The organism is Mycobacterium sp. IS-1264 (genome assembly GCF_001954195.1).
GTDB lineage: Bacteria > Actinomycetota > Actinomycetes > Mycobacteriales > Mycobacteriaceae > Mycobacterium.
In genome coordinates this window covers 37,177-53,738 of record NZ_MBES01000069.1, presented here as the reverse complement: position 1 = coordinate 53,738, position 16,562 = coordinate 37,177, and the positions used below count along the sequence as shown (strand labels likewise).

The following is a 16,562-nucleotide window of genomic DNA, read 5'->3' as shown; positions in this document are numbered from 1 at the left end:
CGTCCCCTACGATCGAGCCTCGTGCCCCACGACGGTAGTCAGCGATCGCAGCGGACCCCGCGCTTGATCGCCACCGTCGCGGGCCTCGTGGGTCTGCTGTTGTGCGTCATCGTCCCGTTGCTGCCGGTCAAGCAGACGACGGCGACCGTGCTGTGGCCCCAGGGCAGCGCGGACGGGCACGTCACCCAGATCACCGCGCCGCTGGTGTCCGGCGCGCCGCGGGCCCTGGACATATCCATCCCCTGCCCGGCGATCACCACGTTGCCCGCCGACGGCGGCCTGGTGCTGTCGACCCTGCCGGCCGGCGGGGTGGACGCCGGCAAAAACGGGCTCTTCGTGCGGGCCAACAAGGACACCGTCGTCGTCGCCTTCCGGGACACCGTGGCCGCGGTCGCACAGCGGTCGGCGATCGCCGCCGGCGCCTGCAGCGTGCTGCACATCTGGGCCGACGCCGGGGTTGCCGGCGCGGATTTCGTGGGCATCCCCGGCGCCTCGGGACTGCTGCCGTCGGAAAAGAAGCCGCAGGTCGGCGGGATCTTCACCGACATGAAGGTGCCCGCGCAGCCGGGGTTGTCCGCCCGCATCGACATCGACACCCGCTTCATCACCGCGCCCACCCTTACGAAAAAGGTGGCGATGATCGCGGGCGCGCTCGCGGTGCTCGTCGCCATCCTGGCGATGGCGACCCTGGACCGGCGCAGCCGCGGCGACACGCTGATCAACTGGCGCTCGCCGATCGTGTGGCTGTCGCGGTACCGTCCGCGCGCGCACTGGGCGACGTGGTGGCGGGTGGGCGCCGCGACGTGGCTCGCTGACCTCGGGGTCATCGGGACCCTGCTGCTGTGGCATGTCATCGGCGCCACCTCGTCCGACGACGGCTACAACCTGACCATCGCCCGGGTCGCGCCGCAGGCCGGCTACGTCGCCAACTATTACCGCTACTTTGGCACGACGGACGCGCCGTTCGACTGGTATCTCGCGGTGCTGTCCAAACTGGCGTCGGTCAGCACCGCCGGCGTGTGGATGCGGCTGCCGGCCCTGCTGGCCGGGATCGCCTGCTGGCTGATCATCGGTCACTGGGTGCTGCGACGGCTGGGCCCCGCGCGGGGCGGCCTGGCCGCCAACCGGGTGGCGGTGTTGACCGCGGGCGTGGTGTTTCTGGCCGCGTGGCTGCCGTTCAACAACGGCCTGCGGCCCGAGCCGCTGATCGCGCTCGGCGTGCTGGTCACCTGGATGCTGGTGGAGCGCGCCATCGCGCTGGGGCGGCTGGCCCCCGCCGCGGTCGCCATCATCGTCGCGATGCTGACCGTGACGCTGGCGCCGCAGGGACTGATCGCCGTCGCCGCGCTGCTCACCGGGGCCCGGGCCATCGCCCGCACGATCCGTCGCCGCCGGGCGACCGACGGCCTGCTCGCGCCGCTGCTGGTGCTGGGCGCGTCGCTGTCGCTGATCACCTTGGTGGTGTTCCGCAGCGAAACGCTGGCCACCGTCGCCGAGTCGGCTCGCATCAAATACAAGGTCGGTCCGACGATCGCCTGGTATCAGGACTTCCTGCGCTACTACTTCCTGACCGTGGAATCCAATCCCGACGGATCGATGTCGCGGCGATTCGCGGTCCTGGTGATGCTGCTCTGCCTGTTCGGCGGGCTGGTGGTGCTGCTGCGGCGCGGCGGGGTGCCCGGTCTTGCCAGCGGCCCTGCGTGGCGACTGATCGGCACCACCGCGGTCGGCCTGCTGCTGCTGCATTTCACGCCGACGAAGTGGGCCGTGCAGTTCGGTGCGTTCGCCGGGCTGGCTGGCGCGCTCGGCGCGCTCGCCGCGTTCACCTTCATGCGGATCGGCCTGCACAGCCGGCGCAACCTGACGCTGTACGTCACCGCGCTGCTGTTCGTGCTGGCGTGGGCGACATCGGGCATCAACGGCTGGTTCTACGTCGGCAACTACGGGGTGCCGTGGTTCGACATCCAGCCGGTCATCGCGAGCCATCCGGTCACGTCGATGTTCTTGACGTTGTCGATCTTCACCGGGTTGCTGGCCGCTTGGTACCACTTCCGCATGGACTACGCCGGGCACACCGAGGTCAAGGACAACCGGCGAAACCGCGTGCTGGCCTCCACCCCGCTGCTGGTAGTCGCGACGATCATGGTCGTCGGCGAGGTCGCCTCGCTCGCCAAGGGGGCGGCGGTCCGCTACCCGCTCTACACCACCGGCAAGGCCAACCTGGCCGCGATCACCTCGGGCCTGTCGCCGACCAGCTGCGCCATGGCCGACGACGTCCTGACCGAGCCCGACCCCAACGCCGGTCTACTGCAACCGGTTCCGGGACAGAGCTTCGGACCCGACGGTCCGCTCGGGGGCGTCAAACCGGTCGGCTTCAAGCCCGAGGGTGTGGGCGACGACCTGCAGTCCGACCCGGTGGTGAGCAAGCCCGGGGTGGTGAACTCCGACGCGTCGCCCAACAAGCCCAACGTCGCCTACAGCGACTCCGCGGGCACCGCGGGCGGCAAGGGTCCCGTCGGGGTGAACGGCTCGCACGCGGCGCTGCCGTTCGGCCTGGACCCGGCCCGCACCCCGGTGATGGGCAGCTACGGCGAGAACACGCTCGCCGCCACCGCCACGTCGTCGTGGTACCAATTGCCGCCGCGCACCGCGGACCGGCCGCTGGTGGCGGTCTCGGCCGCGGGAGCTATCTGGTCCTACAAAGAGGACGGCACCTTTACCTACGGGCAGTCGCTGAAATTGCAGTGGGGCGTCAGCCGTCCCGACGGCACCACCCAGCCGCTCGGTGAGGTGTATCCGATCGACTTCGGTCCGCAACCGGCGTGGCGCAACCTGCGCTTCCCGTTGACGTGGGCGCCGCCGGAGGCCAACGTGGCGCGCATCGTCGCCTACGACCCGAACCTGAGTTCCGAGCAGTGGTTCGCGTTCACGCCGCCGCGGGTGCCGGTGCTGGAAACCCTGCAGCAGTTGATCGGGTCGCAGACGCCGGTGCTGATGGACATCGCCACCGCCGCCAACTTCCCGTGCCAGCGGCCCTTCTCGGAACACCTTGGGGTTGCGGAACTTCCGCGCTACCGCATCCTGCCCGAGCGCAAGCAGACGGCGGTGTCGTCGAACCTGTGGCAGTCCAGCGAGGCCGGCGGTCCGTTCCTGTTCCTGCAGGCGATGCTGCGCACCTCGACGATCTCGACCTACCTGCGCGGCGACTGGTACCGGGACTGGGGATCGGTCGAGCAGTACTACCCGCTGGTGCCAACGCAGCAGGCGCCGGACGCCGTCGTCGAACAGGGTGTGATCACAGTGCACGGCTGGAGCCGGCAAGGACCGATTAGGGCCCTCCCATGAGCGCGACCGCCGTTGCGGGCAACGTACGGGTGACGCGCTGGGTGGCGACGATCGCCGGGCTGGTCGGATTCATCCTGTCGGTCGCGACACCGCTGCTGCCCGTAGTGCAGACCACCGCGACGCTGAACTGGCCGCAAAACGGCCAGCTGAATAACGTTACGGCGCCGTTGATTTCGCTGAACCCGGTCGATGTGACGGCAACCGCGCCGTGCTCGGTGGTGCGCGACCTGCCGCCCGAGGGCGGGGTCGTGCTGAGCACTGCACCCAAGAAGGGCAAGGACGCCGCGCTCAATGCGTTGTTCGTCGTCGTCAACGGCCAGCGTGTCGACGTCACCGACCGCAACGTGGTGATCGCCAGCGTGTCCCGGGATCAGGCCGCATCGCCGCAATGCCAGCGCATCGAAGTTACCTCCACGCGCGCGGGCACCTTCGCGACCTTTGTCGGGTTGACCGACGCCGCGGGCAAGCCGGCGGGCGGCGGTTTCGCCGATCCGAACCTGCGCCCGCAGATCGTCGGGGTGTTCACCGATCTGAGCGGTCCCGCCCCGCCCGGGCTGCGGCTGTCGGCGACGATCGACACCCGTTTTTCCACCACGCCGACGACGCTCAAGTTGCTTGCGATGGTGCTGGCGATCGTGTCGACGATCGTGGCGCTGATCGCGCTGTGGCGCCTGGACCAGCTGGACGGCCGCCGGATGCAGCGCTGGATCCCGACCCGATGGCGCAAGTTCACGCTCGTGGACGCCGCGGTGATATTCGGGTTCCTGCTGTGGCACATCATCGGCGCGAACTCCTCCGACGACGGCTACATCCTGGGCATGGCCCGGGTCGCCGACCACGCCGGCTACATGTCCAACTACTTCCGTTGGTTCGGCAGCCCGGAGGATCCGTTCGGCTGGTACTACAACCTGCTGGCGTTGATGACCCACGTCAGCGACGGCAGCCTGTGGATGCGCTTGCCGGACCTGATCGCGGGGCTGGTGTGTTGGCTGCTGCTGTCGCGTGAGGTGCTGCCCCGATTGGGGCCGGCGGTGACGTCCAGCACGGCCGCGAACTGGGCGGCGGGCATGGTGCTGCTGACCGCGTGGATGCCGTTCAACAACGGTCTGCGCCCCGAGCCGATCATCGCGCTCGGTTCGCTGCTCACCTGGGTGCTGATCGAGCGGTCGATGTGCGCCTCCCGGTTGACGCCGGCGGCGCTGGCGGTGGTGACCGCCGCGTTCACGCTGGGGGTGCAGCCCACCGGGCTGATCGCGGTGGCCGCGCTGGTCGCCGGTGGCCGCCCGATCCTGCGCATCCTGGTCCACCGCCATCGGGTGGTCGGCACCTGGCCGCTGGTGGCCCCGATGCTCGCGGCCGGGTTCGTGATCCTGACCGTGGTGTTCGCCGACCAAACCCTGGCAACGGTGTTGGAGGCCACCAGAATTCGCACCGCGATCGGCCCGAGCCAGGCCTGGTACACCGAGAACCTGCGCTACTACTACCTCATCCTGCCGACCGTCGACGGTTCGTTGTCGCGCCGCTTCGGTTTTCTGATCACCGCACTGAGCCTGTTCACGGCGGTGTTCATCATGTTGCGGCGCAAGCGGATTCCCGGTGTCGCCCGCGGGCCGGCGTGGCGGCTGATGGGCGTCATCTTCGCCACCATGTTCTTCCTGATGTTCACCCCGACCAAGTGGGTGCACCACTTCGGGCTGTTCGCCGCGGTGGGCGCCGCGATGGCGGCGCTGACCACCGTGCTGGTGTCACCGTCGGTGTTGCGCTGGTCGCGCAACCGGATGGCCTTCCTGGCCGCCGTGCTGTTCCTGATGGCGTTGTGCTTCGCCACCACCAACGGTTGGTGGTACGTCTCCAGCTACGGCGTTCCGTTCAACAGCATCATGCCGAAGATCGCTGGAATCAGCATCAGCACAATCTTTTTCATCCTGTTCGCCGTCGCCGCGCTCTACGCGGTCTGGTTGCACTTCGCGTCCAGGAGCCACGGCGAGGGCCGGCTGGCCCGGGCGTTGACGACCGCGCCGATCCCGATCGCGGCCGGCTTCATGGTGCTGGTGTTCATCGCGTCGATGGTCGCCGGGATCGTGCGTCAATACCCCACTTACTCCAACGGCTGGGACAACCTGCGGGAGTTCGCCGGCGGCTGCGGGCTGGCCGACGATGTGCTCGTCGAGCCGGACAGCAATGCGGGCTTCATGGCGCCCCTGCCGGGCAACTCGGGTTCTTGGGGCCCTTTGGGCCCCTTGGGCGGCGTCAACCCGGTCGGGTTTACGCCCGACGGGGTGCCGGAACACACTGTGGCCGAGGCGATTCGGATGACGCCCAACCAGCCCGGCACGGACTACGACTGGGATGCGCCGACGAAGCTGACCACGCCCGGCGTCAACGGGTCGGTGGTACCGCTGCCCTACGGGCTGGACCCCGCGCGGGTTCCGCTGGCCGGCAGCTACACCACCGGTGCGCAACAGCAGAGCAGGCTGACATCGGCGTGGTACCAGCTGCCCAAGCCGGACGACGGGCATCCGCTGGTCGTGGTGACGGCCGCGGGCAAGATCGCCGGAAACAGTGTCCTGCACGGGCATACCAACGGGCAGACGGTGGTGCTGGAATACGGCATGCCCGGCCCCGGCGGCGACGTGGTGCCCGCCGGCAGGCTGGTTCCGTACGACCTCTACGGCGAGCAGCCGAAGGTGTGGCGCAACCTGCGCTTTGCCCGGTCCCAGATGCCCGCCGGCGCGGTTGCGGTCCGGGTGGTGGCCGAGGACCTGTCGCTGACGCCGGAGGACTGGATCGCGGTGACGCCGCCGCGGGTGCCCGAGTTGCGCTCGCTGCAGGAGTACGTCGGCTCGTCGCAACCGGTGTTGCTCGACTGGGCGGTCGGGCTTGCCTTCCCCTGCCAGCAGCCGATGCTGCACGTCAACGGCGTCACCGAAATCCCGAAATTCCGGATCACCCCGGACTACACGGCCAAGAAGATGGACACCGACACGTGGGAGGACGGCACCAACGGCGGCCTGCTGGGCATCACCGACTTGCTGCTGCGGGCCCACGTGATGTCCACCTATCTGTCCCGTGACTGGGGCCGCGACTGGGGTTCGTTGCGCAAGTTCGACACCATCGCCGACGCGCATCCCGCGCAACTCGACCTGGGCACCGCGACCCGCACGGGATGGTGGTCGCCCGGTGAGATCCGCATCAAGCCCTGATTGACCTTCCGGTAATTGCGGCCGGGGGTTTAATTTCGGCCCGCTCGGGTCAATACTTATTTCCCTTGTGAGCTGGCCAACATATGCGGGAAAAGGTGACCCAATGCACACACTGACTCGTCTGGGCGCATGCGCGGCAACGCTGGGTGTGGTGATCACTCCCGCGGCGACATTTGAAATGGTGAAGGCCGCCGCCGAGAGCGGCACCCGGGTCGGCCTGCTGGCCGATCTCCGCCGGTGCGATTTCAGCCTGGTGGTCAACGGGCCTCCCGTGCAGTTCCCGAGGCTCGGTAGCGGCTCGGTCCTGATAACGAGGGCCGGGTCAACAGCGATCGCCCAGGTGCAGCTGGCGGACCCCGCCCGGCCGGGCACGCATTTCGATGTCGGCCTGATTCAGGAACCCCTGCCGTCGACGGCTACGTGCGGGCCCGGGGATCCCGGCACCGCGTTTACCGGCATGGACACTGACGGAGCCGGCAATGCGACGGTGACGATTCAGGACACCATCCGGCAGGGCACGACTGGAGTCTGGGTGATTATCGAGCGTGGTGACCCGCACTCGCAGAACCCCGCCGAGTACTACACCTCCGAGTACCTAGTACCCGTATAGGCCGACGCAGCGGCCGCGGGGGTGCCGTGGCGGCCCAACGCGGGATGAAACACTGGGGCATATGCTCTCGACGCGCCTGTGCCTCGCATCGCTGGTCGGTGCCGCGGCGGTCGCTTGCGCCGGACCCCATGCAGCCACCCCGCCGCTTGGCCGGCTGAACTATGTGGCGCTGGGCGACTCGATGGCCGCCGCGCCGGGTGTGCCGGACCCGGCGCCCCCCACCGGCTGCCGCAAGTCGACCAACGATTACCCGTCGGTGCTCGCGCGGCGGCTCGGCGCGACCAGGTTCACCGACGTCACCTGCAGCGGCGCGATCACCGAGGACATCACCGATCACGCACAGGAGACGAAGGATGGGATGGTCGGACGTCAGATCGACGCGGTCCGGGCGGCCACCGACCTGATCACCATCACCGTCGGGGCCAATGACGTCGGACTGGCCGCCGACGCAGAGGGGTGCGAGGTCAAATCGCCCAACCCCGCGCCGTGCACCGCGGATTTCGTGTCCGGCGCCGTCGACCGGATTTCGGCGGCGATCGACGGGCACGTCCGCGGGTGGAGCATGCTGATCGACGAGGTTCGGGCGGAGGCGCCGAAGGCGCGGATCGTGTTGGTGGGCTACGGGACCCTGATCCGGCCCGGTGGCTGCTTTCCCGGGCAGCCGGTGCTGCCGCACGACTCCGACTACCTGCAGGCGAAATTCAACGAACTCGACGACCGGCAACGTCAACTGGCCGCCGACAAGGGGATCGAGTACTTCGACACCAGGCCGATGTTCCAGGGCCACGACATCTGCGCCTCGCCCGCCGATCGCTACGTTTCTGGCTACGAGGTGACCGACCCCGCGGTTCCCTTGCACCCCACCGCTTTTGGCGCGACGGCCGTGGGCGACGCGCTGGCCGGGTTCATCGGCCCGGCCGGCGCTCGTAGGTGAGCAGCGCCAGGCCGTCGCCGACCGTGCGGACGTCGACGAGGCGCAGGCGTTTCGTGCCACTGATCTCGCCGAACGGGCGCGCGCCGGGGCCGAGCACGAACGGGAAGACCATCACCCGCAACTCGTCGACGAGGTCGTGTTCCACCAGCGCGTGCACCAGCCGGAAGCTTCCGTAGACGACGATGTCCCCGTCGACGTTTCGGCGCAAAGCGTCGACCTCGCGCAGTGGGTCGCCCGCCAGCACCGTCGTGTTGTTCCACTTCGGGTCGTGCAGGGTCGCCGACACCACGTGCTTGGGCAAGCTGTTCAATCGGTCCGCCCACCGGCCGGTGCGCGACGGCCAGCGCGCGGCGAAGAACTCATACGTCCGCCGGCCCAGCAGCAGGGCCTCGGCGCCGAGCGCCTCGTCGAGCTCGGCCTCGGCCCACGCGTCGTGGTCGCGTTCGTCGATCCGGCCGAACCAGCCGCCGACCCTGAAACCCTCGTCGCCGGTCGGGTCCTGCCCGACTCCGTCGAGCGAGACGTTCTCGCTGACGATGATCTTTCCCATCCTTGCCCTCCCGTCGGTGTTGTCGGCTACCACTAATGGAGACACCGCCCCGTGCGCCGTCGGGTCGGTGTCTGTACGGATGGAGGTGACGCGAGGTGGTGGTCGGCGATCCGTACCGGGAGCTGATCGAGCCGTACCGCCGGGAACTGCAGGTGCACTGCTACCGGATGCTCGGATCCCTGCAGGACGCCGAGGACGCCCTGCAGGACACGCTGCTGGCGGCGTGGCAGGGACTGGCGGGGTTCGAGGGACGCGCCTCGCTGCGCACCTGGCTCTACCGGATCGCCACGAACCGCTGCCTCAACGCCCGTCGTGCGGCGAGCCGGCGCGCGGCCAAGGAGTGGGACGTGCCCGATGTCGAACCACCCGAGCCCACCCGTGTGGGTGAAGTCGTCTGGCTAGAGCCCTTTCCCGACGGGCCGGAGGCTCGCTACGAGCAGACCGAATCCATCTCACTGGCTTTCATTGCCGCCCTTCAGGTTCTGCCGCCTCGTCAGGTCGCGGTGCTGGTGCTGCGCGACGTCCTCGGATTCGACACGAACGAGGTGGCCGACATGCTCGACGCCAGTGTCGAATCGGTCAAGAGCGCACTCAAGCGGGCGCGTGCCGGGCTTCGAGGCAGGTTGACGACCGCCGGCGAACCGCCACCGGCCCGCGGATCGCCCGCCGAGGAGGCGGTCGTGGCGAAGTTTGTCCGCGCGTGGGAGTCTGCCGACCTCGATGCGCTGGTGGCCCTGTTGACCGACGACGTGTTCATGTCGATGCCGCCGATGCCGTTCGAATACGAGGGTCGCGACGTCGTGGCCCGCTTCTGCGCGGCCCTGTTCGATGCCGGCCGCAGGTTCGAGCTTGTGCCGACGCGCGCCAACGGTCAGCCGGCGTTCGGCGCCTACCTCCGCACGCCCACCGGAATCAGCCACGGGGTAGGCCTGTATGTCCTGGGTCTCGCCGGCGAGCGCATCTGCGCGATGACCCGCTTCGACAACAGCGTGCTCGCGAGGTTCGGGCTGCCGCGTTCGATCGTGCGCGAGGAAACCTAGATGGGGATCAGCCCGTGCTTACGTGCGGTTCGGAACCACAGTTGCTTGTCCCGCAACAGATGCAGCGACCGGCGCAGCAACAGCCTGGTCTGGTGCGGGTCGATGACCGCATCGATGAATCCCCGCTCGGCGGCGGTCCACGGGATAGCCATGTTGAGGTTGTAACCCTCGATGAAGTCCTTCTTGATCTGCTGCGCCTCGGGGATGGTCGGGTCCGGGAACCGCTTCATCAGCAGCTGCGCGGCCCCCTCGGCGCCGATCACCGCGATGCGCGCGGTCGGCCAGGCGAAGTTGAAGTCGGCGGTCAGCTGCCGCGATCCCATCACGGCGTAGGCGCCGCCGTAGGACTTGCGGACGGTGATGGTCACCTTCGGCACGTCGGCCTCGACCACCGAGTACAGGAACCGGCCGCCGCGTTTGATGATGCCGTTCTTCTCCTGCTCGGCGCCCGGCAGGAAGCCGGGGGTGTCCACCACGAAGACCAGCGGGATGTTGAACGCGTCGCAGAACCGGATGAATCGCGCGGCCTTGTCGGAGGCTTCGTTGTCGATCGAACCGGACAGGTGCATGGGCTGGTTGGCGATCACGCCCACCGGATGCCCGTCGACCCGCGCGTACCCGGTGATGATGGCCGGGCCGTGTTGCGCGGCGACTTCCAGGAAGTCGCCGTCGTCGAAGATGCGCAGCAGGATCTCGTGCATGTCGTAGGCCATGTTGTCCGAGTCCGGCACGATCGAGTCGAGCTCCAGATCGGTCGGGGTGGTCTCGGGCTCGAGGCCGGGGTTGATGATCGGCGGCTCGCTGACGGCGCTCGACGGCAGGAACGACAGGAAGTCGCGCACGTATTGGAACGCCTCGGCCTCGGAGTCGACCACCTGGTGGATGTTGCCGTAGCGGGCCTGCGCGTCGGAGCCGCCGAGCTCGTCGAGGGTGACCTCCTCGCCGGTGACTTCCTGGATCACGTCGGGCCCGGTGACGAAGAAGTAGCCCTGGTCGCGCACCGAGACCAGCAGGTCGTCCTGGATCGGCGAATACACCGCTCCCCCAGCGCATTTCCCGAAGATCAGGGAGATCTGAGGTACCAGCCCGGACAGCGCCTCGTGCCGGCGGCCCAGTTCGGCGTACCACGCCAACGAGGTGACCGCGTCCTGAATCCGCGCACCACCCGAGTCCTGGATGCCGATGATCGGGCAACCGACCATCGCGCACCATTCCATCAGCCGCGCGACCTTGCGGCCGAACATCTCCCCGACGGTGCCCTGGAACACGGTCTGGTCGTGGGAGAACACCCCGACCGGCCGGCCGTCGATCAGGGCGTGCCCGGTGACGCACCCGTCGCCGTAGAGCGCGTTCGGGTCGTTCGGCGTTTTGGCCAGCGCCCCGGTCTCCAGGAAGGTGCCCGGATCGACCAGCGCGTGCACGCGGGCGCGGGCGCTGGGGATGCCCTTTTTGTCGCGCTTGGCGACGGCCTTCTCACCGCCGGGCTCTTTGGCCAATTCCAGGCGACGGTGGAGCTCGGCCAGCTTCTCCGCGGTGGTGTGCTGGATGGGAGCTGGCGCCATCTCCGTCACTACTTGCCTACCTCACTTGTCTGACCGGCTTGCGCCTCCACCTTATTCAGCGCGTCGGTGAGGTGGGCACCGACCTTGCCGATGATCGGTTCGTCGATGGCCTGGATGTGCTCGCCGCCGATCGGGACCACTTCCAGGTCCGCCACGTACTCGCCCCAGCCGCCGTCGGGCTGACGGATCGCGTACCGCGGCTCGAATTCGATGACGTCATCGTGGTAGCGATCGGCCATGTAGAGGGTCACGTGGCCGTCGTACGGCTCGATCTCGACGGTCTCGAGCGCCCGGTTGTCCAGATAGGACGTCCGCTGGTGCTCGACGATGCCACCCGGAATCTGCACACCGCTCTGCTGGACGATGTCCAACACGAACTTGACCTGACCCTCGTCGTCGAGTTCCTCGAGCTGCTCGTAGGGGATCTCCGGAATTTCGACGTTGAAGGTGCGTTCGGCGAACTTCGCGTACCGGTCCCAGCGCTTGCGGGTTTCCTCCCGGGTCTGCGGGATCTCCTCGCCGGCGCGCACCGTGTCGATCAATCCGACGAACGCGACGTTGGCGCCCATCCGCTTGAGTCCGATGGCGCAGGCGTACGCCAATGCGCCGCCCAGCGACCAACCGACCAGGACGAACGGCTTGTCCCCGTTGAGTTCCAGGAGTTTAGGCACGTACTGGGCGGCCCTTTCCTGCACGGAACCTTCGACCCGCTCGAACCCGTACATCGGGGTACCCGCGGGCAGGCGGTTGAGCAGTGGCTCGTAGACCACGGTCGAACCGCCGGCCGGGTGGAACACGAACACCGGTATTTGCGAATCGTCCTGCGGCGCCCTGATGGTGCGGACGAAGCCGTCGATCTGCCCGGCCTCGAAGTAGCCGCGGATCTTCTCGGCCAGCGCCTCGATGGTCTCCGACGTCAACACGTCCTCGGCGGTGATCGGACCCTCGGCGCGCTCCGAAAGCCGCTGCGCCATCTTGGCGGCGGTGTCTTCGTCGAGCTTGGGCAGCGGGTTGAAGATGCCGCCCGCCGACTTGCCCGTGACGATCGCCCAGGTGGCGAACGTGACCCGCTCTGCGGCGTCGCGCGGGGGCACGTCGGAGTTCAGCGCCTTGGCCACCGCCTCCTGGCTGAGCGCTGCCGCCAGGTTCGGCTGCGCGCCGTTGCTCGAGGGCCCCGACGGATCCGTCGGCGGCGGGGGAATCGGCGTGTCCGACGACGGCGGTGCCGGCTGGGTCTCGGGCTCGGCCTGCGGGTCCGGATCCGGCGCGGCGACCGATGCCGGCGTTGCCCCGCTGAGCAGCTGGGCCTGCTCCTTGGCGATCTCCTCGGGCGTCAGCGTCTTCTGGTGCTCGTGTAGCTGCTCGACCTCGTCGCGGTGCTCGATCGCGTACTCGATGAGCTTCTCGACTGCGTAGAGATTGGCGTCCCGCACCGCCGTCAATTGGATTGGGGGAAGGTCGAAGTCGTATTCGACGCGGTTCTTGATCCGCACCGCCATCAGCGAATCCAGGCCGAGCTCGATCAGCGGCACCTCCCAGGGCAGGTCCTCGGGCTCGTAGCCCATGGCCGCCGAGACGATCAGGCCGAGCCGCTCCGCGATGGTCTCACCGGAATCCGGTGACCACCGACCCACGTTGGACGGCAGGTAGCGGTTGGTCAGGCTGTCCGACAGCGTTTCGGCGTCGGACTCCTCGACGGGCGCCGCGGGCGCCTCGGGCGCGGCGACCGTGCTGGGGGCGGCGGCGATCGTCGCTCCGGCGCCCACCGCGGTCGGCAACGCGGCGACACCCGAACCCGCCCGGGACACCAGCGCGTCGTAAACCAGAGTGAACGATTCGTCGATGCGGGCATGCACCTGGACCGAGGCCCCGCCCGGGTGCCGGGTCATCGTTGTCACCAGCCGGGCACCCGCGCCGGGCACCGCGCGCTGCTCCGACGCCACCAACTGCGCATCCGGAAGCACTTGTGTCGCAGCGGATTTCACCAGTGCGGCCAGGTCCGTATCGCCGTTGCGCGGCGCGTATTCCCAGACGTGCCGGCCGTCCGGCAACGCGACATGGGTTCCCGGCATGATCACCGAGCCGTCGCCGGAGAAGTGCACGTCCAGCCAGTGCTCTTTGCGCTTGAACCTCGTCGGCGGGATGTTCGCGTAATCCTCGGGACCCTGCGCCCGGCTGAACAGGGTGCGGATGTCCAAGTCGTGGCCGTGGACATAGAGCTGGGCCATGGCCGAGATCATCGACTCGACATCGTCCTGCTTTTTGGCCAGCGTCGGAATCAGTTGGGCGTCATGAAGACCCGCGGCAGCGGTGGTGAGGCCGATCTGCATCAGCGCCACCGGGTTGGGTGCGAGCTCCAGGAACGTGGTGTGGCCGGCGTCGACGGCGTTGCGGATGCCGTGGGTGAAGTAGACGGAGTGCCGCATGCCCTTGACCCAGTAGGCGACGTCGTGGATCGGCTCGCCGCCGGGCTTGATGTAGTTGCCCTCGTGCACAGTCGAGAAGATCCCGACGGTTGGGCTCATGGGCGCGATGCCCTGCAGCTCCGCGGAGAACTCGCCGAGCAGCGGGTCCATTTGCGAGGTGTGGCCGGCGCCCTTGGTCTGCAGCTTGCGGGCGAAGCGGCCCTCCGCCTCGGCCCGGGCGACGATCGCGTCGATCTGCTCGGGCGGCCCACCGATCACGGTCTGGCTGGGTGCGGCGTAGACGCACACCTCCAGGCCGGGGAAATCGCCGAACACGGTCTTCAACTCGTCGGCGGAGTACTCGACGAGGGCCATCAGCCGGATGTATTCGCCGAACAGCATCGCCTCGCCCTCGCCCATCAGGTGCGAGCGTGAGCAGATGACGCGGGTCGCGTCGGCCAATGACAGTCCGCCGGAGAAGTAGGCCGATGCGGGCTCACCGAGCGACTGGCCAACCACCGCAGCGGGTTTGGCGCCATGGTGCTTGAGCAGCTCACCCAGTGCGATCTGGATCGCGAAGATGACGACGTTGGAAGTCTCGATGCCGTATTCGTGCGAGTCGTCGAGGATCAGCTCGAGCACCGAGTAACCCCGCTCGTCCTGGATCAGCGCGTCGACCTTCTCGATCCATTCGGCAAAGACCTCGTTGCGCAGGTACAGGCTCTTGCCCATCTTGCGGTGCTGCGCACCGAAACCGGCCATCGCCCACACCGGGCCGCTGGTTACCGGGCCGTCGGTGCTGAACACGTTCGGCTTCTGTTTGCCCTCGGCGATCGCCCGCAGGCCCTTGATCGCCTCTTCGTGGTCGTGGGCCAGCACCACGGCGCGGGAGCGGCCGTGGTTGCGACGCGACAGCGCCCGGCCGATCGACTCCAGCGACGACGCCTGCCCTTCCGGGCTTTCCATCCAGTCGGCGAGCTCGGCGGCCGCGGCCCTCTTGCGCGACGTCAGAAACGCGGACACCGCGAGCGGGATCAGCGGCTTGGTCGGCTCCGACTCCTCTTGTGCGGCAAGCTCTTCCAGTGCGATCTCTTTGAGGCGCAGCGCCTCGTCGGTGACCCCGGGAAGCTCGTATTCTTCCTCCTGCGTCTCCGACGCGTCGGGAATGATGTTGCCGAAATCGTCGAACCGCAGCGAGTGGCTTTCCAGCGTGGGGGCTTCGGCCGTTTCGGTTTCGGGGCCCGACGCGACCTCGGGCTCCCGCTCGATGACGTCGCGGGGCAGCACCTCCCGCACCACCAGGTGCGCGTTGGCCCCGCCGAAGCCGAAGCTGGACACCCCGGCCAGCGCGTAACCCCCGTAGCGCGGCCAATCGGCCGGGGAGTCGATCACCTTCAAGCGCATGCCGTCGAAGTCGATGTAGGGGCTCGGCCCGGCGAAGTTGATCGACGGCGGCAGCTTGTCGTGCTGCAAGGCCAGCACCACCTTGGCCAGGCTCGCCGCGCCGGCGGCCGACTCCAGGTGTCCCACATTGGTTTTCACCGCGCCCAGCAATGCCGGGCGGTCCGCGGGTCGACCCCGCCCGACGACACGACCCAGCGCCTCGGCCTCGATCGGGTCACCCAGCACGGTGCCGGTACCGTGCGCCTCGATGTAGTCCACGGTGCGCGGATCGATGCCGGCGTCCTTGTAGGCGCGGCGCAGCACCTCGGCCTGCGCGTCCTGGTTGGGGGCGATCAGGCCGTTGGACCGGCCGTCGTGGTTGACCGCGCTGCCGGCGATCACGGCCAGGATCTGGTCGCCGTCGCGGCGCGCGTCGTCGACCCGCTTGAGCACGAACATGCCGCCGCCCTCGGAGCGGGTGTAGCCGTCGGCGTCCGACGAGAACGATTTGATCCGGCCGTCGGGAGAAAGCACCTGACCGATCTCGTCGAAACCGAGCGTCACCAACGGGGTGAGCAGCGCGTTGACACCGCCGGCGACCGCCACGTCGCACTCACCGTTGCGCAGCGCCTGCACCGCCTGATGCGTCGCCACCAGCGAGCTCGAGCACGCGGTGTCCAGCGCGACCGAGGGGCCGCGGAAGTCGTAGAAGTAGGACACCCGGTTGGCGATGATCGAGCTGGCGGTGCCGGTGATCGCGTACGGGTGCGCGACGGTGGGGTCGGAGACCGCCAGGAATTGGTAGTCGTTGTTGGAGAAGCCGACGTACACGCCGACGGCCTCGCCGCGCAGGCTCGATGCCGGGATCCGCGCGTGCTCGAGCGCCTCCCAGGTGAGCTCCAGCGCCATCCGCTGCTGCGGGTCGATGTTGTCGGCCTCGGTCTTGGCGACGGCGAAGAACTCCGAGTCGAAGCCCTTGATGTCCTTCAGGTAGCCGCCCCGGGTGCGGGCGGTGCCGACGCGCTGGGCGATGCGCGGTTCTTCGAGAAATTCCGACCAGCGGCCCTCGGGCAGATCGGTGATGGCGTCGCGGCCCTCCAGCAGGGCCTGCCAGGTTTCGTCGGGGCTGTTCATGTCGCCGGGCAGCCGGGTGGACAGGCCCACCACCGCGATGTCGACGCGCTCGGCCGGGCCGGGGCGCGACCAATCGGCGTCGTCCAGCTCGTCGGCCACCTCGGGCTCACCCTCGATGATGCGGGTCGCCAGCGATTCGATGGTCGGGTGCTGGAAGGCCACCGCGACGGACAGCGTGACACCGGTCATGTCCTCGATGTCGGCGGCCATCGCCACGGCGTCCCGCGACGCCAAACCCAGCTCGACCATCGGCACCGACTCGTCGATGTCGTCGGGCGATTTCCCGACGGCCCGGCCCACCCAGTTGCGCAGCCACTCGCGCATCTCGGGGACCGTCATGTCGGTCTTGTTGGCGGGCGGGTTCTCCTGAGGTTCGTCTGTGTCAGCCATGGTTCC

At 68.5% G+C, this 16,562-nt stretch carries 8 protein-coding genes; 5 read left to right on the top strand and 3 right to left on the bottom strand.

Features of this window, described 5'->3' with window-relative positions:
• Positions 1 to 21: 21 nt before the first annotated feature.
• From A5744_RS17440 to A5744_RS17425, 4 genes are all read left to right on the top strand, one after another.
• Positions 22 to 3,345, top strand: coding sequence for an arabinosyltransferase domain-containing protein (locus A5744_RS17440; RefSeq protein WP_076063122.1), 3,324 nt, complete (start codon positions 22 to 24; stop codon positions 3,343 to 3,345).
• Complete coding sequence (gene embB / locus A5744_RS17435) at positions 3,342 to 6,548, top strand: arabinosyltransferase EmbB (RefSeq protein ID WP_076063121.1); 3,207 nt, start codon at positions 3,342 to 3,344, stop codon at positions 6,546 to 6,548. The genes A5744_RS17440 and embB overlap by 4 nt, the downstream gene beginning before the upstream one ends.
• A gap of 103 nt (positions 6,549 to 6,651) precedes the next feature.
• Positions 6,652 to 7,158 carry a hypothetical protein gene (locus tag A5744_RS17430; protein WP_076063119.1) on the top strand — a complete coding sequence of 169 codons (507 nt, stop codon included), beginning with the start codon at positions 6,652 to 6,654 and terminating at the stop codon, positions 7,156 to 7,158.
• A 61-nt stretch (positions 7,159 to 7,219) separates the two neighbouring features.
• On the top strand, positions 7,220 to 8,092 hold the full coding sequence (locus A5744_RS17425; RefSeq protein WP_083662651.1) for an SGNH/GDSL hydrolase family protein: 873 nt from the start codon (positions 7,220 to 7,222) through the stop codon (positions 8,090 to 8,092).
• Here A5744_RS17425 and A5744_RS17420 read toward each other — a convergent pair.
• Positions 8,064 to 8,642 (bottom strand): dihydrofolate reductase family protein, encoded by a 579-nt coding sequence (locus tag A5744_RS17420; protein ID WP_076063117.1) that lies wholly within the window; start codon positions 8,640 to 8,642, stop codon positions 8,064 to 8,066. The two genes, A5744_RS17425 and A5744_RS17420, sit on opposite strands and share 29 nt — an antisense overlap.
• A 95-nt stretch (positions 8,643 to 8,737) precedes the next feature.
• Here A5744_RS17420 and A5744_RS17415 point away from each other — a divergent pair, with 95 nt between their 5' ends.
• Positions 8,738 to 9,682, top strand: a complete 945-nt coding sequence (locus A5744_RS17415; RefSeq protein WP_076063115.1) for a sigma-70 family RNA polymerase sigma factor — start codon at positions 8,738 to 8,740, stop codon at positions 9,680 to 9,682.
• On the opposite strand, the gene A5744_RS17410 is transcribed toward A5744_RS17415, so the two are convergent.
• Positions 9,679 to 11,244, bottom strand: a complete 1,566-nt coding sequence (locus tag A5744_RS17410) for an acyl-CoA carboxylase subunit beta (RefSeq protein ID WP_139331396.1) — start codon at positions 11,242 to 11,244, stop codon at positions 9,679 to 9,681. The genes A5744_RS17415 and A5744_RS17410 overlap by 4 nt on opposite strands.
• A gap of 8 nt (positions 11,245 to 11,252) precedes the next feature.
• The gene (pks13, locus tag A5744_RS17405; RefSeq protein ID WP_076063112.1) at positions 11,253 to 16,556 is read right to left on the bottom strand and encodes a polyketide synthase Pks13; all 5,304 of its coding nucleotides are present in this window, start codon (positions 16,554 to 16,556) and stop codon (positions 11,253 to 11,255) included.
• Positions 16,557 to 16,562: the final 6 nt, after the last annotated feature.

Coding starts and splice junctions, on each gene's coding strand:
- embB (WP_076063121.1), top strand. CDS start 3,342: ATGAGCGCGACCGCCGTTGCGGGCAACGTACGGGTGACGCGCTGGGTG.
- A5744_RS17430 (WP_076063119.1), top strand. CDS start 6,652: ATGCACACACTGACTCGTCTGGGCGCATGCGCGGCAACGCTGGGTGTG.
- A5744_RS17425 (WP_083662651.1), top strand. CDS start 7,220: ATGCTCTCGACGCGCCTGTGCCTCGCATCGCTGGTCGGTGCCGCGGCG.
- A5744_RS17420 (WP_076063117.1), bottom strand. CDS start 8,642: ATGGGAAAGATCATCGTCAGCGAGAACGTCTCGCTCGACGGAGTCGGG.
- A5744_RS17410 (WP_139331396.1), bottom strand. CDS start 11,244: ATGGCGCCAGCTCCCATCCAGCACACCACCGCGGAGAAGCTGGCCGAG.
- pks13 (WP_076063112.1), bottom strand. CDS start 16,556: ATGGCTGACACAGACGAACCTCAGGAGAACCCGCCCGCCAACAAGACC.